The organism is Sphingomonas sp. SORGH_AS_0950 (assembly GCF_030818415.1).
Classification (GTDB): Bacteria; Pseudomonadota; Alphaproteobacteria; order Sphingomonadales; family Sphingomonadaceae; genus Sphingomonas.
The window spans coordinates 592130-618724 of record NZ_JAUTAE010000001.1; the positions used below are offsets into that span (position 1 = coordinate 592130).

A 26595-nucleotide genomic window follows, 5' to 3' on the forward strand; every position below is an offset into this window, starting at 1 on the left:
CCCGCGACAAAGTTTTTCCTGCGTCCGAGCAGCTAATAGTTGGGACGGGGGAGGGGGCATGGTCTGACACGGTACTCGGCCGAATGCGTGCAAGCCTCCGCTGAAGATCGGCTTCAAGCCTTCTGTATACCGGCCAAGTCCCGTTTGAGCGCGGATGCTCGCATGGGCTGGAAGCAGCCTGAGCGCCTGGCGGAAAGGACATTCCAAGGCAGCGGCGTGGCAGGAGCGAAAGGTGGGCCTGAGCTTGCCCGTACACAATCATTTCTATCAAATCCTATCGACTCGATGGGATATTATGTCGATGCGAATGCCAACAGGCGTCGCAGGGTCGGCAAGGGGGTTGATGGATGAAGATCGTCGTGATGAGTCTGTTGGTCGGCGCATCACCCATGGCGACCGCAGCGGCACAAGATGCGGCCCCTCGGGCGAGTGTAGGAGAGTCGAAGACGGGCGACGAGATCGTGGTCACCGGGACGCGCACCGGCGAACGTACCGTCACGACTTCACCGGTGCCGATCGACGTGCTGCGCGGCGACGAATTGCGCGCTTCGGGTTATCAGGAGACGAGCGAGGTGCTCCGCCAGCTTGCGCCGTCCTTCTCCTTCGCCAATCCGACGACGCCGGACGGCAACACCCATATCCACTCCGCCTCGCTGCGGGGGCTGTCACCCGACGAGACGCTGGTGCTGGTCAACGGCAAGCGGCTTCACGGTGCGGCCTGGGTCAATACCGGCGGCACGATCGGGAAGGGCGCGACGCCGACCGACCTCAACCAGATCCCGGCGGCAGGGATCGGCCGTATCGAGATCCTGCGCGACGGTGCCTCGGCGCAATATGGCTCCGACGCGATCGCGGGCGTCATCAACATCCTGCTTCGGACCGATACCGCGCTGCATGCCACGGCCAGCGCGGGCACGACCTATGACGGCGGTGGCGACACCTATGAGGTCTCGCTGGGTGGCGGGCTGAAGCTGGGGGAGGACGGCTTCGTCAACGTCACCGGCTATTATCGCGATCATCAGGCGGCGAACCGTGCGCAGCCGGACACGCGGCAATTCTATTTCGGCCTCTCGCCCACGGGCGCGCCGCAGCCATTGTCGTCGCGCTATGGGGCGGGGATCGGGCTCAATCCGCCCGGCGGTGTCACGGGAACACGGCTTGACCCGCGCGAGGCCAGCGTCGACCGCAACGTCTGGCGCTTCGCCGATCAGGGCGACATCAAGGACGGCTCCGTCCTGGTCAATCTCAGCAAGCCGCTCGGCAGCGTCGAACTCTATGGCTTTGGCGGCTATCGCTTGAGCAGGGCGAAGAGCAACGCCTCGTTCCGCCGTCCGGGGCAGGACGAGAATGTCCGTGCGATCTACCCGAACGGCTTCCTGCCTTTCGTCGATACCGAAAGTACAGACTATACCGGCGCGCTCGGCCTGCGCGGCGATCTGGCCGGTTGGAAGTGGGACCTGTCGAGCGTCTATGGCGGCAACCGCATCGCATATCGGACACGGAACACGCTCAACGCCACGCTGGGGACCGCCAGCCCCACGCGCTTCTATAACGGCCGCTATGGCAATTCGCAGTGGACGACCGACCTGACCCTCTCGAACAGTGTCGAGGCGGGGCTGGCTGCGCCGATCGACGTCGCGATCGGGGCGGAATATCGCCGTGACGGGTACAAGATCGGCGCCGGCGAGCTGGCCAGCTATCAATATGGGCCCGCACGCGTACTCGACGGCCCGAATGCCGGCGCGATCCCGACGATCGGGTCGCAGGGTTTCGCGGGCATTCAGCCAAGCGACACGGTCGATGTCCACCGCGACGCGATCAGCGCCTTCGCGGAAGCCGGACTGGAACCGCTGCACGGCTGGACGGTCGATCTCGCCGGACGCTATGAGCATTATTCGGACTTCGGCGACACCTGGAACGGGCAGGCGTCGACGCGCCTCGCCCTGCCGGCGGGGTTCGCCCTGCGCGGGTCCATCGGCACCGGCTTCCACGCGCCCAGTCTTGCCCAGCAATATTTCAGTTCGACCAGCAGCCGGACGATCGTCAACAACACGACCGGTTTCCCCGAATTCGTCCTCGTCCGCACCGCGCCGGTCGGCTCGGCCCTCGCCAAGGCCCTCGGCGCCCAGGCCTTGAAACCCGAGACGTCGACCAACTTCGGCGGTGGCCTGACGTACGCGGCTGGCCGTCTGACGGCGTCGGTCGACTATTATCATATCGACATCGACGACCGGATCATGCTGTCGTCCAACTATGTCGATGCGTCGGGCAGCCGCCGTTTGCGCGACTATCTCGCCGGTATCGGTATTCCGGGCGTGACCAGCGTCCGCTACTTCACCAACGCGGTCGACACCCGGACGCAAGGTGTCGACGTGACCGCGGCCTATGCAACCCCGCTGGGCGGGTGGGGCGACCTGAAGCTGACGGCGGCGTATAATCATAACCTGACACGGCTGCGTCGTATCGCGGCGACGCCCCCGCAAATTACGGCGCTGGGTATCACGACACCGCTGTTCGACGTCGTCGAACGGACGCGCGTCGAGCGCGGCCAGCCGCGCGACAAGGTAGCGCTGGGGACGACCCTCCGGACCGGGCCGATCACCTTCGATGTGCGCGCCACCCGCTATGGCCGGGTCGAGCAAGTGGCGCTGACCAACCAGACGCCTGCCGCCGTCGCCCTGATCGCGCAAGGATCGACGCCCTATCGCACATTGCCGACCGAATCCGGGACGCGGGGCAATGTCGATGTCATCCAGCAGCTGGAGCCGAAATGGGTGACGGATTTCAGCTTCACCGGGCAGGTCAACCGCAACCTGGCGGTGACGGTGGGCGCCAACAATCTGTTCAACGTCTACCCGACCGAGAACATCCGGTCGACCGCCGCGCTGACCGGCGCCGATACGTTCGGTGTCTTTCCGTACAGCGAATTCTCACCCTTCGGCTTCAGCGGTGCCTTTTATTATGTTCGCGCCGGAGTGAGCTTCTGATGGCGGCGCTGCTCAACCGGCGCGAGTGGATCGCGATGGGCGCGGCGGTGGCCGCGACACCGGCGATCGGCACTGGTCTTGCCGCACGGACCCGGCTGTCACTCAACGAGAACGCCTGGGGGCCGTCGCCAAACGTCGCGCCCGCCATCCGTGCGGCGGCGATTGGCGTGGAGCGCTATGTCGAGCAGGCTGAGGTGGACGCGCTCGCCCGGCAGATCGCCCGCCTCGAAGGCGTCGCGCCCGAGCAGGTCGTGATCGGCGAAGTGCTCGAAGCACTCGGGCTGTTCCTGGCGCGCAGGCGGGCAGGGGGTGGCGAGATCGTCTTCTCGGCACCCGGCTATACGGCGCTGGTCGATGCCGCGGCCCCGCTTGGTGGGCGGGGCAGGCCGGTGCCGCTCAATGGGCGGTTGGAGAACGACCTGCCGGCATTGTCGCGTGCGGTCGGCGGGGACACATTGGCCGTGTCGCTGGTGAACCCTCACAATCCTTCCGGCACAGTGAGCGAGGCGGGGGCGTGGCATGCCTTTCTGGCCGACGTGTCCCGCCGGACTCTGGCCGTAGTGGACGAGGCGTATCTCGAATATGACGACCTCGCCGGGCTGTCGGCGATCCGGCACGTGCGGGCGGGGCGCAACGTGCTCGTCTTCCGCACCCTCGCCAAGATCTATGGGCTGGCGGGACTGTCGGTCGGTTATGCCGTTTCGCAGGCGCCGCTGGCGACCGCCTTGCGTCAGGCGGGGATCGGCGCGCCGCATTCCCTGTCCCGCCCTGCGCTTGTGGCGGCCGGCGCGGCGCTGGCGGATCAAGACCATGTCGCCATGGTGCGCGACCGGACGGCGGGGGAGCGGCGGCGGCTTCACACGGCGCTCGACGCGCTGTCGCTCCGCCACACCGATGCGCGCGGGAACTTCGTCTTCTTCCGCACGCCGGCAGCAGGCCGCCTTCGCGCTGCGGCCGCCACGCCAGGCATCGAGATTGCCAAGCCGTTCCCCCCGCTCGATGACTGGGTACGCGTGACGGTCGGACGACCGGCGGAGAACGACCGCTTTCTTGCCGTGCTGCGGCAGGTGGCCGGATGACAAACGCTCCGGATCTGGCGGCGATTGCCGATGGCTTCTGGAAGCTCGAAGCATAACCCTATGCATCGTCGCTGAACGCCGAGACCGCCATGTCGACAAAGGCGCGCAGGCCTGCCGTCATGCGACGATCGGGCAGGCGGACGAGCGTCAGCGGACGAGGTTCGGGCGCGTAATCCGCCAGGACGGGGATCAGGCGCCCTGACGCCAGATCACCGTCCAGCGTCACGCGCGATTGCAGGATGATGCCATAGCCCGCGACCGCCGCCTGCCGCAGGGCGGCTGCGTGATTGATGCGCAGGCGGGGCGGGGGCAGCGGTACGACATGCTCACCGCCCGGACCGACCAGCGTCCAGCGGTCGTCCGCACCGAATTGCGCGAAACCGATCAGCCGATGTTCGAGCAAGTCGTCGGGCGTCTCCGGATGACCGTGCCGTTCCACATAGCCCGGCGCGGCGGCGAGTATCAGCCGATAGGGAGCGAGCGGATGGGCGACCAGCCAGTCGTCCTCCAGCGCACCGATCCGAAAGGCCAGGTCGAAGCCTTCCTCGATCAGATCGACCTTGCGGTCGCCCAGCACCAGTTCCGCCTGCATGTCCGGAAAGCGGTCGAGATAGGTGGCCAGCAAGGGCGCGACCCGTTCGGTGCCGAAGGCGATCGGTGCGGCGATGCGAAGCCGACCGACCGGCGTCTGCGCCACCTCGGCCCCCACCGCCTCCGCGATCGCGACATCCGCCAGCACGCGGCGACAGGATTCGGCGAAGCGCCGACCGGCCTCGGTCGGCGACAACCGCCGGGTCGTCCGGTGCAGCAGACGGGTGTCGAGCCGCGCTTCCAGTGCATTGACGTGCTTGGCCACCATCGTTGCCGAAATGTCGTGCGCCTTGGCCGCGGCGGTAAAGCTGCCGAGGTCGACCACGGATACGAAGATCGCCATGCTGGTCAATCGGTCCATTGCAAACCCCTGGTTCGAAGACGTCGTAGCCTATGCGGCTGTTTCCGACACTGTCCAGCAGGCATCCTCCGTTCATTGGCAACCGAGACAAGGATGATCGGCGATGGGTGTGTCGAGGATAGTGCGGTGAAGGCGTTGTTTTTCGATCGGTTCGGGGGCCCCGAGGTCCTGCGCTATGGCGATCTTTCGGATCAGGCTCTCGACGCTGGTTCGGTGTTGGTGGAGACCAGCGCGGTCGGCCTGAACTTCGCCGACATCTATCGCCGTCAGGGCGTCTATGTGCTGGACGGCGAGGCGCCATGGATCGGCGGCTATGAGGGTGCCGGGCGCATCGTTACGGTCGGGACCGGCGTGGATCGCTGGCGGGTCGGGCAGCGGGTCGGGTTTCTCGACGTGCCGCGCGCCCATGCCGAACGGGTGTACGCGCCCGCCGATCGTCTGGTCGCACTGCCGGACGATGTCGATGACCGCACGGCCGCCGCGCTGTTGCTGCAAGGCGTGACGGCGCAATATCTGGTCGAGGATAGCGGCAGGCTGTCGGCAGGCGACCGGGTGCTGGTCCAGGCCGCATCGGGCGGCGTCGGGCGGCTGCTGACCCAGATGGCGGCGGCGCTGGGCGCCGAGGTCCATGCGCTGGCCTCGACGCCGTCCAAGCGCGAACAGGCGCGGTCGAATGGCGCAAGTGCAGTCTATGGCTATGACGATTGGGTGGCGCAGGTGCGGCGGGCGACCGGGGACGGCGTCAATGTGGTCTATGATTCGATCGGCACCACGCTCCACGACAGCCTCGCCGCCTTGCGTCCCGGTGGCCGCGTGGTGATCTTCGGCAAGGCGGGTGGTACGCCGCCCGCGATCGATCCGCTGTCGCTGATGGAGCATTCCAAGGGTGTCGTTGGCGGCGATCTTTGGACCTATCTCAACCGCGCCGAAAGCCGACAGAGCCGCGCCGACCGGCTGTTCGCGGCCTTGCGGGCTGGCACCATCACTGCGCCTGCGATCACCGCTTTCCCGCTGAGCGAAGGCGCCGCCGCCCATCGACTGCTGAAGGATCGCAGCTTCGCGGGCAAAATTGTCCTGATCCCCGACGGTCCACGGTAACGGTGATCGTAGCCAAGCCCAAAGTGTCGGCCGAACTCTCGAAATAGAGGAGGTTCTTCACGCTCGACAGCGCGCGCTGGACGAGTGAGACGACGCTGTCGTTCAGCGTCTGCGGCGTGGCACCGGAACAATTGGCGAAGATGCTGACGGTTGGCCGCGCCGAGCTGGCTTCGGCGATGTCCAATGCGGGTGTGCTGGGGATGCTGACCGCGCTCACTCAGCCGACGCCCGATGATCTGCGGCGGGAGATCGACCGCTGCCGGACCATGACCGACAAGCCGTTCGGAGTGAACCTGACGATCCTGCCGTCCGTCTCCCCGCCGTCCGCCATGCCCTGTCGGCCGAGCGGATGGGCGTGGACATCATCTCGATCGACGGATTCGAGTGTGCCGGTCATCCGGGTGAGGATGATATTCCGGGTCTGATCCTGATCCCCGCCGCCGCCTACAAGGTGAAGATCCCGATGCTGGCAAGCGGCGGTTTTGCCGATGGCCGGGGGTTGGTTGCCGCGCTGACGTTGGGAGCGGAGGGCATCAACATGGGCACCCGCTTCTGTGCGACGATCGAAGCTCCGATCCATGATGCGATCAAACAACTAATCGTCTCGAACGACGAGCGTGCGACCAACCTAATCTTTCGTCGCTTTCACAATACGGGACGTGTGGCCAAAACCAGCGTGTCGGACCAAGTCGTCGAAATTTCCGCGCGTCCCGACGCCGCGTTCAAGGATATCCGACCGTTGGTGTCCGGCGCCAAGGGGCGGACGGCGCTGGAAACCGGAGATCTGGACGCGGGGCTGGTCTGGGCCGGGCAGGTTCAGGGGCTGATCCATGACGTGCCGACCTGTCGCCAGCTGATCAAGCGGATCGTCGGTGACGTGCAAAATCTGATCGCAGAGCGCTTGACCGGCTTTATGAAGCAGGGGGACGCCTAATGGTAACGATCGAGGTCATTACCCGTGACGGCAACCATACCGAGGTCGAGGCCGCCGCAGATGTCAGCGTCATGGAAGCGATCCGGGATACCGGTATCGGCGAGTTGCTGGCGATGTGCGGCGGATGCTGTTCCTGCGCGACCTGCCACGTCTATGTTGAGGCCGGGGGAGGGGACTTGCCGCCGCCCGGCCCCGACGAAGACGACCTGCTCGACAGCAGCGCCTATCGCACTGACCGATCCCGCCTGGCCTGCCAACTGACCATGCGGGATATGGGCACGGGATACCGGATACGCATCGCGCCCGAGGATTAGGGTGGGCGCGATCTCATCCGCCGCGCTCCCTGGCCGGACTGCGGGACGTCGGGTCCGTCGGCATCGGCCCCCAATGAGAAAGGCTTTAAAGACGGTTCGACGTTTTTTTAGAGCTACTTACGGCTCGCCTTTGCCCGTTTCACGTCAAATCCGCACTACCATCCTCCGAGACCAAACACCTACTGCGCGCGGGTACTGCGGATCAGAGGCGACCGCGCACCGTGATCCCGAAAGTTCGGGGTGCGCCCGGATACCCCTGCACGATCCCGGTCGACTTGGTCACTCCCAGCAGGTTCACGTAATAGGCCTTGTCGAACAGATTCTCGACCCAGAGCTGAACCTCCAGCCGCTTGTCATCCATCAACATCCCGACCCGCGCCGAGGTCAGCGCATAGCCCGCAATCTCCGCCGCCGGATCGAGCGTGATCGTCGTGTTCTGCCGGGTCCGCCAATTGACGTCGACCAGACCATAGACCGCGCTATGGTCCGACACCGGCCGGGTATAGTCGGCGGTGATGTCGGCAGTCCATTTCGGCGCCCAGGCCACCTGTCGCCCGGTCAGGTCGCAGGTCGGCGCGCTGATCTGCACCGGGCAAACCGAATTGCGGAACGAGGCATAGATCGCCCGGTTATAGGCAAGGAACCCCTTCAGGTGTAGCGGGCCCATAAACGCCTCGCCTTCGCTCTCCACGCCCTCGGACACCAGCGCGCCGACATTGGCCAGGAACTTGGTGGCGGTGTTGCCGACACCGATCGACTGGTTGGCCTGATAATTCTTCACATAGGTATGGAAGGCGGTCAGGTTGAAGACCAGCCTGCGATCGAACCACTCGGTCTTGATCCCCGCCTCGATATTATCCGCCTGTTCGCCGTCGATGTGCTGGCCCGCGCCCAGCGCGATCGCCGTGGCGATGCCCTTGTCCGGATTGCTGCTGTTATAAGGCAGCAGGTTGAACCCCTTGGATTTATAGCCTCGCGCGCCGGTGACATAGACCATGACCGTATCGACCGGTTTCCAGTTCACGCCGACCTCGCCCGACAGCGAATTGTCGGTGACATGGTCGGCCGCCGAACCGAGCTGTGCATTCGCGCCGCTGGACGACAAGGCGAGGAGCTGCGCGGTGCTCAGGCCACCACGATTGGCAATGACGCCGTCATAGCGCATCCGCTTTTCCTCCCAGGTCTGACGAAGCCCCAGGTCGAAGGCCAGGCGACGGGCTTCGTCCGGATGCCATGTAGCATGGCCGAATACCGCGCTGGTCCGGGTGTTGAACACCGCATGGCTGTCAAAGCCCGCGCCGGTCAGCGCCGAGGCCCAGCCGCCCTTGCCCCACATCAGGCCATTGGCCGGATTGGTGCCGAACAGCGTCGCGTTCGGATTGCCCGCCCAGAGATGATATTGCGACCCGAAGCGGATGCGCGAGTCGACATCGAGCTGCTGCCGCGAGAAGAAGGCACCGACCAACCCCTCCAAGGGATGGCCGGTGATCGAGGCCCAGCGCACCTCCTGCGACCATTGCTGGACCCGGTTGCACGAACCGTAATCGCGGATCGCATCCAGCTGGGTATAATCGTTGTCGTTGTTCGTGAAGCAGGACCAGCGGCTCCACGCGCCGATCGAGGTGATGGTGCCGAGCGCGTGCAGATCGATGTTCTGCTGCAGACTCAGCGCATCGGTCTTGGTCTGCGCGTTCAGCGGGGAGTCTATGTTCATCTCCCGCTTTTCCTTGGAGCTGACGAGCAGCGTGTAACCGGCCGCCGCCATTCGCGCCTGCAGGGCGCTCGGGTTGTACACGCCCAACGTGATCGGCCCCATGGAGGGGAAAGCCTGGGTCGCATGGGTGCCGATCACGCGGATCGTCCAATCCTCGGTCGGATTGGCCAGCAATTGTGCACGCGCGCCCTCGCCCTGCCGGGCATTCTGCCAGCGACCATTATAGACGTTGCGGTAATAGCCGTCGGTGCTGCTGGAAAAGGCCGAGAGCCGCAGCGCCAGCTTGCCGTCGATCAGCGGGCCGGTGACGGTCCCCTTGATCTGGCGGAACCCCTGATTGCCGATGGTGAACTCGGTCGCGGCGCCCAAGGTATAGCTGGGCTTCAGCGTGTTGATCAGGACCGCGCCCGCCGTCGTGTTCTTGCCGAACAATGTGCCCTGCGGCCCACGCAACAGCTCGACGTCGGCGATGTCGTTGAAGTCGTTCGACACCATGCCGAGCCGCGCATTATACACCCCGTCGACGAACACACCGACCGAGGCGTCGATGCCGTCGGTGTTGAAGCCGTTATTACCGATGCCTCGAATGCCGAGGTTCAATTGCTTCGGGTTGGTCAGATAGACCGAGAAGGACGGAAATTTGGTCTGGAAATTGGTGAAGTTGACCAGGTTCTGCCGCGCCAGTTCCTGCGAGGTGATGACGGTAACGGGGATCGGCACCGATTGGATATGCTCGTCCCGCCGACGTGCGACGACGACCAGGTCGCCCTGATCCGGGGCGGCGGCGTCCGAACCGGTATCGGCGGCGGCGGGCGAAGCCGGAGCTTGCGTCGTCTGTGCCTGAAGCGGCATGGCCCAGAGCGCCACACCCGCCAGCGACAGGGACGCGACACTATAGCCCGTGCGGCCCCCGCCGCGCGAAGTCTTGACCACCATTTTCATTGCTCCCCCAAGGACTCATGTCCGCATTTCGGGGGCGGATAGGCACGGTCAGGGTCAGTTTCATGACAGATTTGCGGACGCTATGATGACAATGTTGTCGTATCGGCAACATTTTCTTCATCTCCCTATCACTGGTGGTCGGATACTCTGGCGAGCGAGCAAAATGGGGCGTAAAGCGCAGCCATATCTTCCTTCAGGAACCGTGATCCCATGACCTTTCGTCCCTCGCGTCGGCAGATCATCGGCGCCCCCATGGCGATGGCTCCGTTCGTCATCGCATCGGGGGGCATGGCGCTGGTGCGCGGCCCTGCGGCTCCCCTTTTCTCACTCGGCGTCGCATCGGGCGAGCCAAGCGCCGATGGCGTCGTCCTGTGGACGCGGCTCGCCCCCGAAGCGCTGGCGCCCGGCGGCGGCCTGGGCGACGCTCGCGTGCCCGTCCGCTGGGAAGTCGCCGAGGACGAACAGTTCCGCCGCATCGTCCGTCGCGGTGAGGTACGCGCGACGCCCGAGGACGGCCACAGCCTGCATGTCGAGGTCGGCGGCCTGCGCCCCGCCCATGTCTATCATTACCGTTTTCTCAGCCTGGGGCAGGTCAGTCCGGTCGGCCGCACCCGGACTGCGCCCGCCGCCGACGCGACGGTCGATCGGCTGCGCATCTGCTATGGCTCGTGCCAGAAATATGAGGTCGGCCATTATGCCGCCTGGACCCATGCGATCGCGGAAGACCCTGACCTGATCCTGTTCCTGGGCGACTATATCTACGAAGGTGCACCCAATCCCAAGGCGCTGCGCCCCCATCTGAACCCCGAGCCGTTCGACTTGCCCGGCTATCGGCTGCGTTATGCCAGCTACAAGCTCGATCCGCTGCTTCAGGCCGCCCATGCGGCGGCACCCTGGATGACGATTTGGGACGATCACGAGGTCGCCAACGACTATGCCGGACAATGGGACCAGCATTATGGCGATCCTGCCCGCTTCCTCGCACGGCGGGCGGCCGCCTATCAGGCCTATTGGGAGCATATGCCGCTGCGCCGGGTATCGCATCCCGCCGGGCCATGGGCGCGTCTCTATCGTCGGCTGGACTGGGGGCGGCTGGCGCGGATCGTCATGCTCGACGACCGGCAGTATCGCGACGATCGCCCGTGCCAGCCAGCCCCCGATGCCAACGGCCAACGCCGGTACGACTATCTGGTGGCCGATTGCGCGGCCCGGCACGCCCCGAAACTCTCCATGCTCGGCGCGCGGCAGGAAGGCTGGCTGAACGAGGAACTGGGCGGGCGACAGGCGCGCTGGAACCTGCTCGCACAGCAGACCCTGATGACGCCCTTTCCGACCATCGATCCCAAACAGCCGGACAAGGGGGCAATGTTCCACTCGGTCGACCGCTGGGAAGGCTTCCCGGCGGCGCGGGACCGCATCTTCCGACGCTGGGTCGCGGCGGGGACGGCCAATCCGATCGTGTTGAGCGGCGACATCCATGCCTTTGCCGCGACCGATCTGCGCGACCCCGACCGGCCGGACGGCGCGCCCATCGCGTCGGAATTCGTCGGCGGGTCGATTACCTCGCTCAACCCCGATCCGCTGTTCAAATCGACGGCCGCGGCGACGACCGGCTTCCACTATGCCGAAAATCTGGTGCGCGGCTATGGCCGAATAGACTTGTCGGGCGGCCATTGCCACGTGACCTTTCGTGGCCTGGCCGACGCGCGTGATCCGCGATCAGCCATCGCCGACCTGGCGCGGTTCACCGTAGAGGCTGGAAGGCCGGGGCTTCAGATGGCCTGACGCCATGATTGGAGCAGCCGGTATCGGACAGCGGCATGGCTACTCCGCCCAGAGGTTCCGCGACAATCACCGCACGTGCGGTGCGCTGCGGGGCCGCTACAATGCTAAAACAGTACGACCGAGCGGATGCTTTCGCCCTTGTGCATCAGGTCGAAGCCCTTGTTGATCTCCTCCAGCGTCAGCCGGTGGGTGATCATCGGATCGATCTCGATCTTGCCGTTCATATACCAGTCGACGATCTTGGGCGTGTCGGTCCGCCCGCGCGCGCCGCCGAACGCGGTGCCGCGCCAGTTGCGGCCCGTCACCAGCTGGAACGGCCGGGTGCTGATCTCCTTGCCCGCCTCGGCCACGCCGATGATGATCGAGGTGCCCCAGCCGCGATGGCACGCCTCCAGCGCGGTACGCATCACCTCGGTATTGCCGGTCGCGTCGAAGCTGTAATCCGCGCCGCCATCGGTCAACTCCAGGATCTTGGCGATCGTCTCTTCGCGCGACAGGCCCTTGGAATTGAGGAAGTGGGTCATGCCGAAGCGGCGGCCCCATTCCTCGCGGTCGGGGTTGATGTCGACGCCGATGATCCGGCCCGCGCCCGCCAGCTTGGCACCCTGGATGACGTTCAGGCCGATGCCGCCCAGACCGAAGACGACGATATTCTCGCCCGGCTGAACCTTGGCGGTGTTGACCACCGCGCCCACGCCCGTCGTCACGCCGCAGCCGATATAGCAGCTGGTGTCGAACGGCGCGTCTTCACGGATCTTGGCGACCGCGATTTCGGGCAGGACGGTGAAGTTCGAAAAGGTCGAGCAGCCCATATAATGGAAGATCGGCTGGCCCTTATAGCTGAACCGGGTCGTGCCGTCGGGCATCAGCCCCTTGCCTTGCGTCGCGCGGATCGCGGTGCACAGGTTAGTCTTGCCCGACAGGCACGACTTACACTGGCGGCATTCGGGGGTGTAGAGCGGGATGACATGGTCGCCCGGCACGACGCTGGTCACGCCCGCACCCACCTCGCGCACGATGCCGCAGCCTTCATGGCCGAGCACGCTGGGGAAGATCCCCTCGCTGTCCAGGCCGTCCAGCGTATAGGCATCGGTGTGGCAGATGCCGGTCGCCATGATCTCGACCAGGACCTCTCCGGCCTTGGGTCCTTCCAGATCGAGTTCGACGATTTCGAGCGGCTTCTTCGCTTCGAAGGCGACGGCGGCGCGGGTCTTCACGACAAGAATACTCCAGTGACAGAATAGGAAGGTCGTTGGGGAAGGGGGGATCGCGGTGCGATCCCCCTGTCGTCAGAAGCGAACAGTGGCTTCCACGCCGAAGGTCCTGGGCAGGGCCCGAACCAGATAGCCCGCTCCGGTGATGCCCTCATTGGGATAGCCGCCCGGGAAATAGAGCCTGTTCGACAGGTTCTTGCCCCACACCGAAAGGGTGTAGCGATCCGTCACATAGCTGATACGGCTGTTGAACACCCAGTAATCGCCCTCGCCATTTGTATAGACGCCCGTCGCAAGGTTCTTCAGGACACCGCGACTATAGTCCTTGAACGAGTCGTAATAGAAGCGGCCGGAATAGGCGGTGTCGCCATGTACCTTGATCGTGCCAGCCCCGACATCCGCCGCATCCCAGTCGAAGCCCAGGTTGATCGACGACTTTGGTGCATAGGGGAAGGGGTTGCCGCCGACGCTGACACTGCCCGCGCCCGATTGTACGCAAGACCCTTTCTGTGCCGGATACAGGCCGCTGAGGTTCAGCGCTGCGCAGCTTGCCTGATCCAAATCCTTATACTTGCTGTCGAGCAGGCCGAGCGATGCGCTGAGCGTCAGGCGATCGGTGGCGGCGAATTCGACATCCAGTTCCAGCCCCTTCATCGTGCCGTCGAGCGTGATGACGTTCGCCGTCACGCTCTGGTCGACGACCTGGCTCTGCTGGTTCTTGTAGTCATAATAGAAGAAGCTGCCGTTGACCTGCAGCCGGTTGTCAAGGAACCGGGTCTTGAACCCCACCTCATAGGCGTTCACTTCTTCCGGTTTGACGAAATAGACCTGCGGCGAGCTGATATAGGCGAGGCCGTTGAACGTTCCGGCGCGATAGCCGCGACTATAGCTGGCATACAGCATGACGCCGTCCACCGGCTTCCAGTCCAGTATGGCGCGGCCCGAGATGCGGCTGGTCTTGCCGTCCTTGTTGATGCCGCCGGGCACGCTTCCCCCGGTTGCCGGGATCACCACGGCCCCGGCCTCGTTATAGACCGGCGACAGGAAATAGGGCGCGCCATAGGCGGAAACGGCGAGCATTCGCGCATTGCCCGCGTCGTCATAATAGGTGGTGATGCCATCGCGATATCGGGTGATGTCGGTCGTGTAGCGCAGGCCCGCCGTGACCTTCACCGTCGGGGTGATTTCATAGCTGCCTTCGCCATAGACGGCCCAGCTTTCGCGTTCCTGCCGGAAATGCTGCTTGCCCAGAATGCCGGTCGGGACCGAACCGGCGGACAGCACCTTTCCGTTGAAGCCGCCCGCCGGGTTGAACCAGGTCGCGGGCAGGCCGACGGCGGCACGCACGTCGCTCAGCAGGTTGAAGATGTCGATGGCGTTGTTCGACGTGACCGAATCCCAGCCATAATAGGCGCCCGCGATCATCTTGAACGGGCCGCTGCTGTAATCGAGCCGCATATCCTGATTGAAGGCCTTGAAATCGGACCGATAGCCATTCGAACAGAGGCGCAGCGGGCTGCTGTCGCAATCCGTCTGTGTCTGGAGATAGAGGCCGGAATCATAGCCGGTGATCGAAGTGAGGCTGAGCCGGTCGGCAAGGTCGGCCTTCACCGTCAACACCGCCCCCTCGGTGCGGGTAACGGCGCGGCCGACGGTATCCTGTTCGATCTCGGTATCCGACAGCCCCGCCCGGCTGTAGCTGCTCGGCAGTAGACCGGCGCCCTTGGAGCCCAGTGCCTGGAACAGGGGCGAAAGGATGAAATTGGGGTTTTCATAGTCGAACAGGCCCGGATTGGACTTGTACGGGCCAGCACCGAGAGAGGCCGCCGCGCCTCCGGTCGATTTGGACGCATAACCCTTCAGCGTGATGTCAAGCGCGTCGACCGGCTTGAACCGCATCGTGCCGCGAAACGCGTAGCTCTCATCGCCGCCGGGATCGCGACCCGTCGCGAAATTCCGCCCGGATGCGCCGCCCGCCGCCGTCTTGTTCAGACCGGCAGGCATCAGATTATGGATATAGGGATCCATTTTGACATAGGTGCCCGCGATGCGGATGCCGAACCGGTCTTCGACGGGGGTCAGTTCGATCGCGCCTTCGAAATTCCAGCGGTCGTAATTGGCATAGCCCACCGTCAGATACCCATTGTCGCCCTTCAGGGCGGGCTTGCGGGTGATGAAGTTGATCGCGCCGCCGGTGGTGTTGCGGCCATAGAGCGTCCCCTGGGGCCCGCGGACCACTTCGACCTGGTTCAGATCATAGAGTTGCTGGCCCTGGCTCGCGCGGAAGGTCTGATAGACCTCGTCGACATAGACGCCGACCGGCGATGCCGCGCTCGCGCTGAGTTCGGTGCCGACACCGATACCGCGCAGCGTGAAATTGGGCTGTTGCGAACCATAAGCCGATGACACCTGCAGATTGGGCATCGAACCGTTCAGGTCCGACGTGTCGAACACGCCCTGAGCGGCGAGTTCCGACGACGAAATGGCCGACACGGCAACCGGAACGTCCTGGAGGTTCTCCGACCGCTTGGTGGCGGTTACGACGATCTCCTCCAATCCTCCGGCCTGCGTCTGCGCCTTGCTCGCATCCTGCGCGGATGCCGGCATCGCCGTGCATGTCGCGATGGCGAGAATGCTGATGCCCCCGACCCTTTTCATGTGAAGCTCCCTGATAAGGTCACTGCATCTGAGTGCATTGGTGACCCGTTGCGCCTGGGCATCAGCAGTCAGGGATAAAGGGGTGCGTGGATCCTGTCGCACAGCCCCGAACGCTGGTGCCAGGGCTCAAGGTGCCGGATATCTGCCCCTCTTCTTAGGACCTGTTCGCCGCTTTTTGATGGGGCCAGTTCAACTTTGGTCCTGTTCCATGGCGCGCAGCATGAAGCGTTGTATCTTGCCGCTGGGGGTTTTCGGCAGTTCCGGCAGGAACGCGATCAGCCGGGGATAGGCATGCGCGGACAGCCGGGTTTTGACATGCGCTTTCAGGGCATCGGCCAGCGCGGGCGTCGGCGCAAATCCCGCGTTCAGGACGATGAAGGCCTTGACCAGCTCGGTGCGGTCCGGGTCCGGCACGCCGACCACCGCGGCCTCCATCACGGCGGGATGTTCGATCAATGCGCTTTCGACATCGAAGGGGCCGATCCGATAGCCCGATGAGGTGATGACGTCGTCGGCACGCGCGATGAAGCTGACACTGCCGTCGGGGCCCAGTTCCACCGTATCCCCCGTCCGGTAATAGCCGCCACGGATGGCGGGCGTCGGTTGTTGCCAATAGCCGCCAAACCAGAAGAGGGAAGACCGGGCGATGTCGATCGCCAGTTCGCCCGGTTCGAAGAAGCCCCGTTCGTGGCCGTCCTCATCCAGCACCGCGACCCGGTAGCCGGGCATCGCGACTCCGGCCGAGCCGATGCGGACGGCGTGCGACAGGCCGTGATGGTTGTTCACGAGCATGCCCGTTTCCGTCTGGCCGTAATGATCGTGTACCGGCACCGCGAGCTGGGCATCGAACCACCGGATGACTTCGGGATTCAGCGGCTCGCCCGCACTGCTGACGACGCGCAGCATGCCCTTTATCTTGGAAGCGGCCGCGCCGCCCCCCGCCATCAGCAGGCGATACGCGGTGGGCGAACCGGCGAGATTGGTGACGCCGAGTCGGGCGATAAGATCGATGGCTGCCTCGGCGGAGAAGACGCCATCATGCAGGATCGTCGCCCGGCCGAGCAGCAACGGCCCGGTGATCCCGTAATAGAGACCATAGGCCCAGCCGGGATCCGCGATATTCCAGAAAAGGTCTTCCGCTCGCAGGTCAATCGCCCATCGCATATAGGCGCCGACCGCGATCAGCGCCTTCAGGGGCACACCCACGCCTTTTGGGAGGCCCGTGGAACCCGATGTCGACATCATGAGGAAAAGATCGTTGCCCGTGCGCAGGACCGGTACGAAATCGGTCGACATCCCCGCCACCTCGGCCCGGAAGTCGATATCGCCCGCCACGAGCGGCTCGTCCGGCGTGCGGACGACTGCAATCGGTGGACATTGCGCGATGTCCGTCAGCTTCGGGCGATTGGCGCTGTCCGTCACGACCAGCACGGCGTTGCCGATGCCCAGCCGGTGCGCGATCGCCTTGGGGCCGAAGGCGGTGAACAGCGGTTGATAGATCGCCCCGATCCGCCAGACGCCCAGGATCGTCGCGACCAGCTCCAGCCTTCGCGGCAACAGGCCCGCTACGACGTCGCCGGGCCGGACGCCGTGCGCCGCCAGCATATGCGCCACCTGGGCGGACAGGTCGCGCAACGCGGCGAAGCCATGATCACAACGCGTGCCATCCGCCGCGATCGTGATGAGCGCCAAATCGTCGCTATCGGCATAGCGGTCGCAGCATTCGACACAGGCGTTGATGCCGTCCGACAGATGGCCCGAAAGCCGTGCACGCTCCCGTTCAATGCAAAATTCCTCGACCGCCTCCCTGTAATCAGGGACGGCGACCGATGCCGATAGGCTGGTCATGCGTTCGATCCTCTCCACGATCACGCCGCATCTATGCGGTCTCTCGGGCTTCCCACCTTGATTATCGAATTGCCGCTGCGCCTGGCGGGAGGAGGCGTCGGCCTGGATCCATGATGATGCGTTCGCCCCTGCGGACGGCGTCTGCCGGACCGGAGTGGCGGCCCCCAGAGGTCCCGCCACCCGTCACCGCGATCCCGGCGTTATTCGGGCAGTACGTCCCGCGTGATGACCCACAGCTTCTTCGAGAAGGGGCCCTTCGACGTCCATGTGATGTGCATGCCGGAAGACAGACCGATCGTATCGCCCGCCTTGAAATTGTGGACCTTGCCGGTGTCGGTTTCCACCACCTCGACCTCGCCTTCGAGCAGCAGGATCGTCTCGTCGCCCAGCACGCCGGTATAGGGGGTCTTGAGCGCGCCCTTTCCATCGACATCGCTGCCCGCGATGCCCTTGCCCGACCGCCAGACGCCGCTCATCATCGTGCCCGTCGAACCGCCGGAGCGCAGGAAATAGAGTTCGCCCGCGACCAGGGGACCTTCGGCGGGTTCGTCGAAATGATATTCCAGCCAATCGGCGGGATTGTCGCTGGTGTGCGAGATCAGCAAATCCTGCGGCGCATTGCTCGTCGGTTCGCTGCCGTTCCAGATGCACCACCATTTCTTGAACGATGGCCCCTCGATCTCCCACTGCACTTCCAGCCCCTTGGGCGAGTTGATGATGGAACCGGGGCCGACTTTGTAGCGCTTGCCGGTGGAAAGGACGGTGAGCACGGCGGTGCCGTCGATCACGCAGGCGACTTCGTCGCCCAGGGGCGAGGAATAGACGATGGTATGCGACCCGTCCGCCGTCGCGCCCGGGGCGGTGGGGCCGGTGCGCCAGAAGCCGGCCGACAGCGATCCCGACATACCCTCGGTCCGGGTCACCACATATTCGCCGTGCACCTGCATGCCGAAACGGGGCTCGACCCATTCGAACGGCAGCCATTTCTCATTGGGTTCGTTCTGCACGCCGCCATGAACCGCGTAACGCGGCAATTCCTGCACTTGCGCCGCCAACTGCGTTGCCATGCCAAATCTCCCTTGAACGAGATTGAACCGTAACCGGCCGATCGGGAAAACCATTCGGTTCCCCCCGAACGTCGACCAGGCTTGAATATCAGAGCATCACGACCGACGGCCTAGCGCCATCCCTGGCCCTTTTGATGGGGCCAGATGGCCACATTCGACCGCCGTCTCCGCCGTTCACGCCTCCATCGACGGGGCGGTCAGCGAGATGGTCTCCGCGAGGAGCGGCACATCCTTGAACACGGCGAAGCTGCTGGGCGTGTTCGGCATGACGGGGAAGTTGAAATTGCACTGGGGGCAGGGTTCGGCGAGAACCTTCTGCTCTTCCTGCAGCTCGAACGCCTTGTCCTCGACCAGCCCGCAATTGGGGCATACGCGGAGAAGCCGCGTGTTGGTCAGTTCGAAATTGGTGATGATGTCTTCCATGATCGCACCACGCGCCGCCCATGCCTTGGCGTGCTTGTGGTAGGTCGCCTGGTGCCAGTCCTTGAGCGCCGCGCGGTTCACCCAGAAGCTGACCTCGTTGAACCAAGTCGGATCTTCGGGATGGACCCACCATGTCAGATGGAGGAAGCCGGGCAGCTTCATCAGGTGATTGCGCGTATCGGCGAAAATGACCTTGAACTTCTCGTATCCGTCCGGGCTGGAAAAGCGCACGCGCTGCATACTGAGATAGATGGACATGGGATTCTCCGCTCAATGAGTCCAGCCCGATAAGCTGTGCGGTGAGGATGAAGAGCGACTTGGCCAGTCGGTAGGGCCAGTATAGCGGAAGATGATGGTGCCAGATGCCGACGGCTCTATCATTGGCGCGACCGTGCGATAGGATCGGTGCAGCTGGGGTAGCGAAGGCATGCCTGACGATGACGATGAACCTGATCATTCGTATCGACCGCGAAGACGAGCGATCGCTGCAGGTGCAGATTTACGAGGCGGTCCGCGATCAGATCCTGCAAGGCACATTGGCCGCGGGCAAGCGACTGCCCTCGACGCGCAGCATGTCGGACCAGCTGGGCATCGCCCGCAACACCGTGACGCTGGCCTATGAACGCCTCGCCGCAGAGGATTATATCACCTCGCGGGCCAAGGCGGGCATCTTCGTCAACGACCGGCTGCCCGACGCGACCGTCCTGCTGCGCAATGGCCATTCATCGGTTCAGCCCAGCCGCAAGCGGCTCCGGTTGGGCAAGAATCCCAGCTTTTCCGGGCGGGCGCCCCGCTTGTGGCACGAAAGGCGATCGCGGCCGCAGTTCGATTTCTTCGTCGGACGACCGCGCCCCGACAGCTTCCCGACCAGCTTCTGGCAACGCACGATCGCGCGGCATCTCGCTTATGCCCATGGCATCCAGACCGAATATAGCGATCCGCGTGGACTGGCCGCGCTGCGCGAAGCGATTGCGGCGCATCTGGGCGAAACGCGCGGGATGGAAGCCAGCGCCGATCAGATCATGGTCACCTCCGGCATCCAGGGGGCGCTCAACCTGCTCGCCCGCATCTTCATCACCGATCGTACGAAGGCGAGCGTGGCGGTCGAGAATCCCTGTTACCAGGGTGCCGCCTTTCTCTTCGGCAGCTATGGTGCCAGCATCCGTCCGATCGACGTCGACGAACAGGGTATCGTCGTCTCGCAACTCGAAAGCTTCATGGGCAATCTCGTCTATGTGACGCCGTCCCACCAGTTTCCGACCGGCTGCACGCTCAGCCTCGACCGCCGCCTGCATCTTCTCGACTGGGCCTATCAGACGGGCAGCTATGTCATCGAGGACGATTATGACAGCGACTTCCGCTACGACGGACCGCCGCTGACCGCGCTCGCCGGATTGGATCGCAGGGGGCACGTCATCTATCTCGGCACCTTCTCCAAATCGATCGGCGCGGGGCTGAGAGTGGGTTATGCGGTCATGCCGCGTCATCTTCTCGATCAGGCGCGATTGGTGAAGACATTGACCGACCATGGCGCGCCATGGCTGGAGCAGGCAGTGATCGCGGATTTCCTGAAGGAAGGCGCGTTTCTCCGCCATCTGCGCCGGATCCGCCGGTCCTATATGGGCGCACGAGACCAGGTGATCCGGTCGATCGAAGAGCATTTCCCCGGCGGCGTGCTGATGGGGCGCGAATGCGGGATGCACATGATGTGGACGCTGCCGCCCGATCTCCCCGCCGCGAATGATATGCAGCGTATCGCGCTGAACTGCGGCGTCGGCCTGTATCCGTTCGCAGGCGCTGCTACGCAGGAATATGGTAACCCCGGCCGCTTTCGCGAACGCTCGCTGGTACTCGGTTATACCGGGCTGTCGGAGGAGGCGATCCGCGAAGCCTTTACCCGTGTCGCCACGGTGGTCGGCCAGCGGCGCTAGGCCGCCCGAACTGGTACCACTCTTAAGGCCGGATTTGGCTCTAGGGGATGGACCGAAAGCTTCTTAGCCTTCCTGAAATTCCTCGACGTTCGCTTCGCCCAGCTGGCCGACGTCGACGACAATGCAGGAGGATGGGATATGCCTGGTTACCGGCTTCTGATCGACGGTCGATTGGTCGATGGCGCGGATAGGATGGAGGTCATCAACCCCGCGACCGAGGAGGTGCTGGCCTTATGCCCGCGCGCCTCGACAGGGCAGTTGGATGAAGCGGTCCGGGCGGCGAAGCGCGCCTTTCCGGCCTGGGCGAAGACCCCGATCGCGGAGCGGCGCGCGCTGATCCTCGATCTTGCCGATTGCATGGAGGTGCATGCGGAAAGCCTGGCGCGTCTGCTGACCCAGGAACAGGGCAAGCCATTGAGCGAAGCCACCGCCGAGATCGCCTATAGCATCGCCTTCATCCGCCAGCTCGCGACCCATGACCTGCCGGTCGGGGTGTTGGAGGACAATGACAGCCGCCGGGTCGAACGGCATCGCCGCCCGCTGGGGGTGGTCGGCGCGATCATTCCCTGGAACTTCCCGGTGCTGATCGTCGCCTTCAAACTGCCATTGGCGCTGCTGGCGGGCAATACGCTGGTCATCAAACCGGCACCCACCACGCCCTTGTCGACGCTGCGCCTGGGCGAGATGATGGCCGGCATTTTCCCGCCCGGCGTGGTCAACGTCATCACCGATCAGAACGATCTGGGCACCCGTCTGACGTCGCATCCCGATATCGCGAAAATCAGCTTCACCGGATCGACCGCGACCGGTCGGAAGGTGATGGAAAGCGCGGCGGCGTCGATCAAGCGCCTCACGCTGGAACTGGGCGGCAACGACGCGGCAATCGTCCTGCCCGATGCCGACCCGGTGAAGGCGGCGACGGGCATCTTCGGCGGCGCGTTCCTAAACGCGGGACAGGTCTGCATCGCGATCAAGCGCGTCTATGCCCATGCCGACATCTATGATGCGCTCTGCGCGGAACTGGCCAAGCTCGCCGAAGAAGCCGTTGTCGATGATGGGTTGAAGCAGGGCGCACAGATCGGACCGCTCCAGAACCGGGCGCAATATGACAAGGTGAAGGCGATCATCGAAGCGGCGCGATCGGACGGCACGATCATCGCCGGGGGCGAAGTGCTGGACCGGCCGGGCTATTTCATCCGGCCGACCATCGTGCGCGACATCAACGACGGTGCGCGGCTGGTGGACGAGGAACAGTTCGGCCCCGTGCTTCCCGTCATCCGCTATGACGATCCCGAAGACGCGCTGGCGCGCGCCAATGCGTCCGATATGGGGCTGGGCGGCTCGATCTGGTCGTCCGACCGCGATGCGGCGCGTGACCTCGCCATGCGCATGGAGGCGGGCACGGTCTGGATCAACAAACATCTCGATTTCGGGCCCGGCATTCCGTTCGGCGGCGCGAAACAATCGGGGCTGGGCGTCGAATTCGCGGAGGAGGGATTCCACGAATTCACGCAGGTTCATGTCATCAACGAGGCGAAGGCCTGACCGACCATGGCATAGGCCGCAAACAGGATCGATACCGGCGGTCACGACCTTCATGGCCGCCTATAACTCAAGAGGCTCAGCGGCCTCCTACCCTACGAATACAACCTAGGTGTTCAGTCCCGACATCTGGTGGATCGGGTTGACGATGAACCGGTCTGGCTCTGACGTCCAGATCTTGGCGATGTATTCGTAGGGTGTGAGCCCGCTGAGCGTCTTGAGCCGTCGGGCGAAGTTGTAGGCGGCCATGAAGTCGGCGAGGTGCGTCCGGAGCTGGTCGTGGCTCTCGTAATGGAAGCGTTTGACGGTCGCCTCCTTGATGGTGCGGTTCATCCGTTCGACCTGTCCGTTGGTCCACGGATGGTTCGGTTTGGTGAGCCGGTGCTCGATATCGTTTGCCTCGCAGATCATGTCGAAGCGCATTTGGCGGGACCAGGCGGTGTTGCGGTTGCGGGGCTGCTCGGCGAACTGGATGCCATTGTCGGTCAGGATAGTGTGGATGCGGTACGGCACGGCTTTCAGCAGATGTTCGAGGAACTCCCACGCTGTGCGTCTGGCAGCCTTGTCGACCAGTTGAGTGACCGCGAACTTGCTGGTGCGGTCTATGCCGACGAACAGGTAGAGCTTGCCTTCGGCAGTCTGCACTTCGGCAATATCGATGTGGAAGAAGCCGATCGGGTAGCGTTTGAAGCGTTGCCGCTTCGGTTTGTCGCCTTCGATGTCCGGCAGCCGGGAGATCCCGTGCCGCTGGAGGCATCGGTGCAGCGCTGAGCGCGTCAGATGCGGGAGCGACGGTTGCAGGGCGTAGAGGCAATCCCCCGCCTACGCGGGGGCAGGCTGGCGGCAGCAGCGTGTGCCGCCGGAACGCCACAACCATTGCCTCCTCGGCCTCGGACAGGGTTGTCGAATGAGGGGCCTTCGGCCCTGTCTTCATATCCTCGACCGTCGCCCGCTTACGCCACTTCGCGACCGTCTTCGGGTTGATCCCCAACTCACGGCTCAGCGTCGAGAGCGAAGCTTGCGATCGCTGTATTGCTGCTCGGACGGCGTGCGTGGTCGTGGCGCTTCCGTGACGTACCTGTCCCATACGGCATCCTTCCATTCCAACGAAAGGATCGCACCATCAAACCGTGGGATCAAACACCTAGGGCCGATAATGCCTTTCCCTCCCTCGCCCCTTGCAGAGGGGAAGAGGAAAGAAGAAGCAATCCTGAATGTCGATCGGCCCTAAAAGTCTGTACGTCAGAGCAAGACCGGTTCATCGTCGATCCGATCCGCCAGATGCCGGGACGGAACACTTAAGCGTCGACTACGCCAAGACGACTTGATGCCATCCATGTTTCTGCAATGTGCCATGCCCGCTCATCGTCCACATCGATCCATCCCAGATCGCTGCAATCCGTGATGCCAGCGGCCCGATCGGTTGCCAGGCACCGCATTCCCTCGGTGAGCGAGGGCCTGTCCAATCCGCGGAGGGCGTCGAACAGACCCCTGCCTACCTTGAACACCCCCGTATCGAAGCAGTCATAGAGGGCGAGACCCTTGCCGATGCCGACCAAGCGGTCGCCCTCCGTCTGAACGCACGTCACGTCGTCAAGATCGATCCAATCGCTATCGATCCGACGGTCGATCCCGAGCGACGCGCCACCGCCCGTATCGGCGGCGGCCATTCGCCGATAAAATGCGGGTTCGACCAGATGGTCGCACATCGCCAGGATCGCCTCCTCACCGCCCAGCAGCGGTTCGGCCGCCAGCAATGACGAGCCGTTGGGATGCCGATAATCCTTTACCCGTACTGTTTCGACCTCGATCGGCCAGTCCTGTGCCGCGACATAGGCTTCGATCGTCTCTGCCTCATAGCCGACGACCACGACCGTTCGGGCCAGCCCTGCCTGCGCCATACCGGACACGGCATGGGCAAGCAGTGTCCGCCCGTCGACCAGGCAAAGGGGCTTGAGCGCGGCGACAGCGCGAAGGCGGGAGCCTTCGCCTGCCGCGAGAACGATACCGGTCTCGATCATTCCGCCGCTTCGGCAATGAACTCATCGACAGCCTGCGCCGCCAGGTCATCGGTCATCTGGAAACGCGGATGCTTGCAGAAATACGCCGATGCCGCATCGATCGGTCCCGCCAAACCGCGATCCTTCGCCAGCTTGGCGCACCGAATCATATCGATGGCGACACCGGCACTGTTCGGGCTGTCCTCGACCGACAGTCGCAATTCCAGGTTCATCGGCACACCGCCGAACATCGTCCCTTCCATCCGCAGGAAGCAGATCTTGTTGTCGTTCTGCCAGGGCACATAGTCGGACGGGCCGATATGAACATTGTCGTCATGCAGCCGCTCCGCAGCGACCGACTGCACCGCCTCGGTCTTCGAGATTTTCTTGGAGGCGAGGCGGCGATGATTGGACATGTTCAGGAAGTCGGTGTTGCCCCCGGTGTTGAGCTGATAGGTCCGCTCCAGCTTGACGCCCCGCTTCGCGAACAAATCGGTCAGCACGCGATGAACGATGGTGGCACCGAGCTGCGCCTTGATGTCGTCGCCAATGATCGGCACGCCAGCCTGGGTGAAGCGTTCCGCCCATATGGGATCACTCGCGATGAACACGGGAATATTGTTCACGAACGCCACACCCGCCTCGAGCGCGCATTCGGCGTAGAACTCGCTGGCGGCCTGCGAACCCACCGGCAGATAGTTCATCAGCACATCGGTCTTGGTCTCGCGCAGGGCGGCGACCACTTCCGCTTTGGACGCCTCCTTTTCATGCGCGAGCAGGAATGTCCGATTGTCGTCATAATCCGACATATGTTCGGCGACGCCGTCAAGCACATGCCCCATCCGTACCTTGGTCCCAGTGGCAGGCACGGTTTCGCAAAAGACGGCGGTGCAATTGGGCTTGGCGAAAATCGCCTCTGATACGTCCTTGCCGACTTTCCGTTGATCGACGTCCCAAGCCGCGACGACGCGGATATCGCTCGGCTTATACCCGCCAAGGTCCCAGTGCATGAGCCCGACGGTCTCATTTGCGCCCTCGCGATAATAGGAAAGACCCTGCACGAGAGAACTGGCGCAGTTTCCTATTCCAACGATAGCGATATTAATGGCCGACATTATTTCTTATTCCCTCTTATTTACTAGAAAAGGATCTGCCGGGACTGCACTCAGACGATTTTCGACGATGCGGTGCTGGAAAAGTCCGAAGATAAGGATGATGTTCATTGGGATGAGTTCAAACCACCAGAACAGGCGGGGATTGGCGAAAAGGCAGGCAAGAAAAATCGCGTAGACCCGCACATTGGCGGACAACAGGCTCATCAGCCGCATAGGTCCAACGGCCTGGACGGCATATCTTGCCGCAAACTCGGAGGGCGCATGGTGCTGGCCCAGCACATGATCGAACCGCGCGGCGACGCGGTCCAATAGTCCCCAGCAAAGGTCATAAAGTCGAACCAGCGGATTGCGGCTCGGGGCAGGAGGGGCGATCATCGCCACCGCATTGCGGCGACGGTGAAAGCGGGCCCGCTCGCTCTCGTACATGTTCGACTGGACCATGTGCGCAATGCCTGCCGCCACGGCCAGCGCCCAACCTTCCAATGTGCCAATCGACAAGGCCAGCGAAACATAGATCAGGATGAAAACGCCGTGATCGCACAACCCGTCCAGCACGCGTCCCAGCGGACTGGCGGTGCCCGTGGCCCGCGCGATCATCCCGTCCAGGCCGTCGGCGACAAGCCAGCCGACCGACAGCAGCAAGCCGACCAAGGCAAAAGGCCACATTTCCCACTGGATGTAAGCCAGCGCCGCCAACGTGCCCAAAGCCAGCCCGGCCAGGGAAACGGCATTGGCCGAAATTCCGCGCGCAATGAACCAGGGCAAAAGAAAGCGCGCCGCTGGATGAATAATCCAGAGATTTGTCGGATCTTCTATCCGGCGGTCCCGTGACATGTCGGGGATGGTGAGCGTCATCAAATCGTAATGTATGGACTAAGCCCTACGAATAGCAAGCGATTTGCAAAGGGCCTGCCACGCGTCGATTCAGGCCGGTGGGCGTGACGGACTTGCATCCGCCGAAATGCGCAAAATCAACGTGCTACACTCGGGAT

General features: G+C 63.7%; 18 protein-coding genes and 2 pseudogenes. 8 read left to right on the plus strand and 12 right to left on the minus strand.

What is annotated here, in order from left to right:
* Positions 1–347 precede the first annotated feature (347 nt).
* Entirely contained in the window at positions 348–2987 is a 2640-nt protein-coding gene (locus QE385_RS02335; protein WP_307098687.1) for a TonB-dependent siderophore receptor, read from the plus strand.
* Complete coding sequence (locus QE385_RS02340) at positions 2987–4066, plus strand: histidinol-phosphate transaminase (protein WP_307098689.1); 1080 nt, start codon at positions 2987–2989, stop codon at positions 4064–4066. The genes QE385_RS02335 and QE385_RS02340 overlap by 1 nt, the downstream gene beginning before the upstream one ends.
* 58 nt (positions 4067–4124) lie before the next feature.
* Here the strand turns inward: QE385_RS02340 and QE385_RS02345 are convergent, their stop codons facing one another.
* Positions 4125–5018 carry a LysR family transcriptional regulator gene (locus QE385_RS02345; RefSeq protein ID WP_307098691.1) on the minus strand — a complete coding sequence of 298 codons (894 nt, stop codon included), beginning with the start codon at positions 5016–5018 and terminating at the stop codon, positions 4125–4127.
* A gap of 126 nt (positions 5019–5144) precedes the next feature.
* Here QE385_RS02345 and QE385_RS02350 point away from each other — a divergent pair, with 126 nt between their 5' ends.
* Complete coding sequence (locus tag QE385_RS02350; protein WP_307098694.1) at positions 5145–6116, plus strand: quinone oxidoreductase; 972 nt, start codon at positions 5145–5147, stop codon at positions 6114–6116.
* On the opposite strand, the gene QE385_RS02355 is transcribed toward QE385_RS02350, so the two are convergent.
* Entirely contained in the window at positions 6016–6333 is a 318-nt protein-coding gene (locus QE385_RS02355; protein WP_307098696.1) for an efflux RND transporter permease subunit, read from the minus strand. The genes QE385_RS02350 and QE385_RS02355 overlap by 101 nt on opposite strands.
* Between QE385_RS02355 and QE385_RS02360 the strand changes: the two are divergent.
* Positions 6257–7050, plus strand: a pseudogene (locus QE385_RS02360) (NAD(P)H-dependent flavin oxidoreductase). The gene QE385_RS02355 and the pseudogene QE385_RS02360 overlap by 77 nt on opposite strands.
* Entirely contained in the window at positions 7050–7364 is a 315-nt protein-coding gene (locus QE385_RS02365; protein ID WP_307098698.1) for a 2Fe-2S iron-sulfur cluster-binding protein, read from the plus strand. Before QE385_RS02360 ends, QE385_RS02365 begins: the two are co-directional and overlap by 1 nt.
* Positions 7365–7566: 202 nt before the next feature.
* Here QE385_RS02365 and QE385_RS02370 read toward each other — a convergent pair whose 3' ends face one another.
* The gene (locus tag QE385_RS02370) at positions 7567–10014 is read right to left on the minus strand and encodes a TonB-dependent receptor (RefSeq protein WP_307098700.1); all 2448 of its coding nucleotides are present in this window, start codon (positions 10012–10014) and stop codon (positions 7567–7569) included.
* A gap of 216 nt (positions 10015–10230) precedes the next feature.
* Here QE385_RS02370 and QE385_RS02375 point away from each other — a divergent pair, with 216 nt between their 5' ends.
* Complete coding sequence (locus QE385_RS02375) at positions 10231–11805, plus strand: alkaline phosphatase (RefSeq protein ID WP_307098703.1); 1575 nt, start codon at positions 10231–10233, stop codon at positions 11803–11805.
* Positions 11806–11909: 104 nt separating this feature from the next.
* Here the strand turns inward: QE385_RS02375 and QE385_RS02380 are convergent, their stop codons facing one another.
* The 5 genes from QE385_RS02380 to QE385_RS02400 form a co-directional block, all read right to left on the minus strand.
* Entirely contained in the window at positions 11910–13022 is a 1113-nt protein-coding gene (locus QE385_RS02380) for an S-(hydroxymethyl)glutathione dehydrogenase/class III alcohol dehydrogenase (protein WP_307098705.1), read from the minus strand.
* Between the two features lie 72 nt (positions 13023–13094).
* Positions 13095–15677, minus strand: coding sequence for a TonB-dependent receptor (locus QE385_RS02385; protein ID WP_307098707.1), 2583 nt, complete (start codon positions 15675–15677; stop codon positions 13095–13097).
* Positions 15678–15866: 189 nt separating this feature from the next.
* Positions 15867–17525, minus strand: coding sequence for an AMP-binding protein (locus tag QE385_RS02390; protein WP_307098709.1), 1659 nt, complete (start codon positions 17523–17525; stop codon positions 15867–15869).
* A gap of 200 nt (positions 17526–17725) precedes the next feature.
* On the minus strand, positions 17726–18592 hold the full coding sequence (locus QE385_RS02395) for a cupin domain-containing protein (protein WP_307098712.1): 867 nt from the start codon (positions 18590–18592) through the stop codon (positions 17726–17728).
* Positions 18593–18766: 174 nt separating this feature from the next.
* Positions 18767–19273 carry an antibiotic biosynthesis monooxygenase gene (locus QE385_RS02400; protein ID WP_307098714.1) on the minus strand — a complete coding sequence of 169 codons (507 nt, stop codon included), beginning with the start codon at positions 19271–19273 and terminating at the stop codon, positions 18767–18769.
* Between the two features lie 179 nt (positions 19274–19452).
* Between QE385_RS02400 and QE385_RS02405 the strand changes: the two genes are divergently transcribed.
* Positions 19453–20946, plus strand: coding sequence for a PLP-dependent aminotransferase family protein (locus QE385_RS02405; RefSeq protein WP_307098716.1), 1494 nt, complete (start codon positions 19453–19455; stop codon positions 20944–20946).
* A 138-nt stretch (positions 20947–21084) separates the two neighbouring features.
* Positions 21085–22491, plus strand: a complete 1407-nt coding sequence (locus QE385_RS02410; RefSeq protein WP_307098718.1) for an aldehyde dehydrogenase family protein — start codon at positions 21085–21087, stop codon at positions 22489–22491.
* A gap of 105 nt (positions 22492–22596) precedes the next feature.
* Here QE385_RS02410 and QE385_RS02415 read toward each other — a convergent pair.
* The 4 genes and pseudogenes from QE385_RS02415 to QE385_RS02430 form a co-directional block, all read right to left on the minus strand.
* Positions 22597–23575: pseudogene (locus QE385_RS02415) on the minus strand (IS481 family transposase).
* A gap of 211 nt (positions 23576–23786) precedes the next feature.
* A complete protein-coding gene (locus QE385_RS02420; RefSeq protein WP_307098720.1) occupies positions 23787–24509 on the minus strand; it encodes an NTP transferase domain-containing protein in 723 nt (240 codons plus the stop codon).
* Positions 24506–25603 carry an inositol-3-phosphate synthase gene (locus QE385_RS02425; protein ID WP_307098722.1) on the minus strand — a complete coding sequence of 366 codons (1098 nt, stop codon included), beginning with the start codon at positions 25601–25603 and terminating at the stop codon, positions 24506–24508. Before QE385_RS02425 ends, QE385_RS02420 begins: the two co-directional genes overlap by 4 nt.
* A gap of 6 nt (positions 25604–25609) precedes the next feature.
* A complete protein-coding gene (locus QE385_RS02430; RefSeq protein WP_307098724.1) occupies positions 25610–26458 on the minus strand; it encodes a CDP-alcohol phosphatidyltransferase family protein in 849 nt (282 codons plus the stop codon).
* Positions 26459–26595: the final 137 nt, after the last annotated feature.

Bases quoted from the DNA above. Each gene is read 5' to 3' on its own strand.
- QE385_RS02335 (WP_307098687.1), top strand. From the start codon at position 348: ATGAAGATCGTCGTGATGAGTCTGTTGGTCGGCGCATCACCCATGGCG.
- QE385_RS02340 (WP_307098689.1), top strand. From the start codon at position 2,987: ATGGCGGCGCTGCTCAACCGGCGCGAGTGGATCGCGATGGGCGCGGCG.
- QE385_RS02345 (WP_307098691.1), bottom strand. From the start codon at position 5,018: ATGGACCGATTGACCAGCATGGCGATCTTCGTATCCGTGGTCGACCTC.
- QE385_RS02365 (WP_307098698.1), top strand. From the start codon at position 7,050: ATGGTAACGATCGAGGTCATTACCCGTGACGGCAACCATACCGAGGTC.
- QE385_RS02370 (WP_307098700.1), bottom strand. From the start codon at position 10,014: ATGGTGGTCAAGACTTCGCGCGGCGGGGGCCGCACGGGCTATAGTGTC.
- QE385_RS02375 (WP_307098703.1), top strand. From the start codon at position 10,231: ATGACCTTTCGTCCCTCGCGTCGGCAGATCATCGGCGCCCCCATGGCG.
- QE385_RS02385 (WP_307098707.1), bottom strand. From the start codon at position 15,677: ATGAAAAGGGTCGGGGGCATCAGCATTCTCGCCATCGCGACATGCACG.
- QE385_RS02390 (WP_307098709.1), bottom strand. From the start codon at position 17,525: ATGACCAGCCTATCGGCATCGGTCGCCGTCCCTGATTACAGGGAGGCG.
- QE385_RS02395 (WP_307098712.1), bottom strand. From the start codon at position 18,592: ATGGCAACGCAGTTGGCGGCGCAAGTGCAGGAATTGCCGCGTTACGCG.
- QE385_RS02400 (WP_307098714.1), bottom strand. From the start codon at position 19,273: ATGTCCATCTATCTCAGTATGCAGCGCGTGCGCTTTTCCAGCCCGGAC.
- QE385_RS02405 (WP_307098716.1), top strand. From the start codon at position 19,453: ATGACGATGAACCTGATCATTCGTATCGACCGCGAAGACGAGCGATCG.
- QE385_RS02410 (WP_307098718.1), top strand. From the start codon at position 21,085: ATGCCTGGTTACCGGCTTCTGATCGACGGTCGATTGGTCGATGGCGCG.
- QE385_RS02420 (WP_307098720.1), bottom strand. From the start codon at position 24,509: ATGATCGAGACCGGTATCGTTCTCGCGGCAGGCGAAGGCTCCCGCCTT.
- QE385_RS02425 (WP_307098722.1), bottom strand. From the start codon at position 25,603: ATGTCGGCCATTAATATCGCTATCGTTGGAATAGGAAACTGCGCCAGT.
- QE385_RS02430 (WP_307098724.1), bottom strand. From the start codon at position 26,458: ATGACGCTCACCATCCCCGACATGTCACGGGACCGCCGGATAGAAGAT.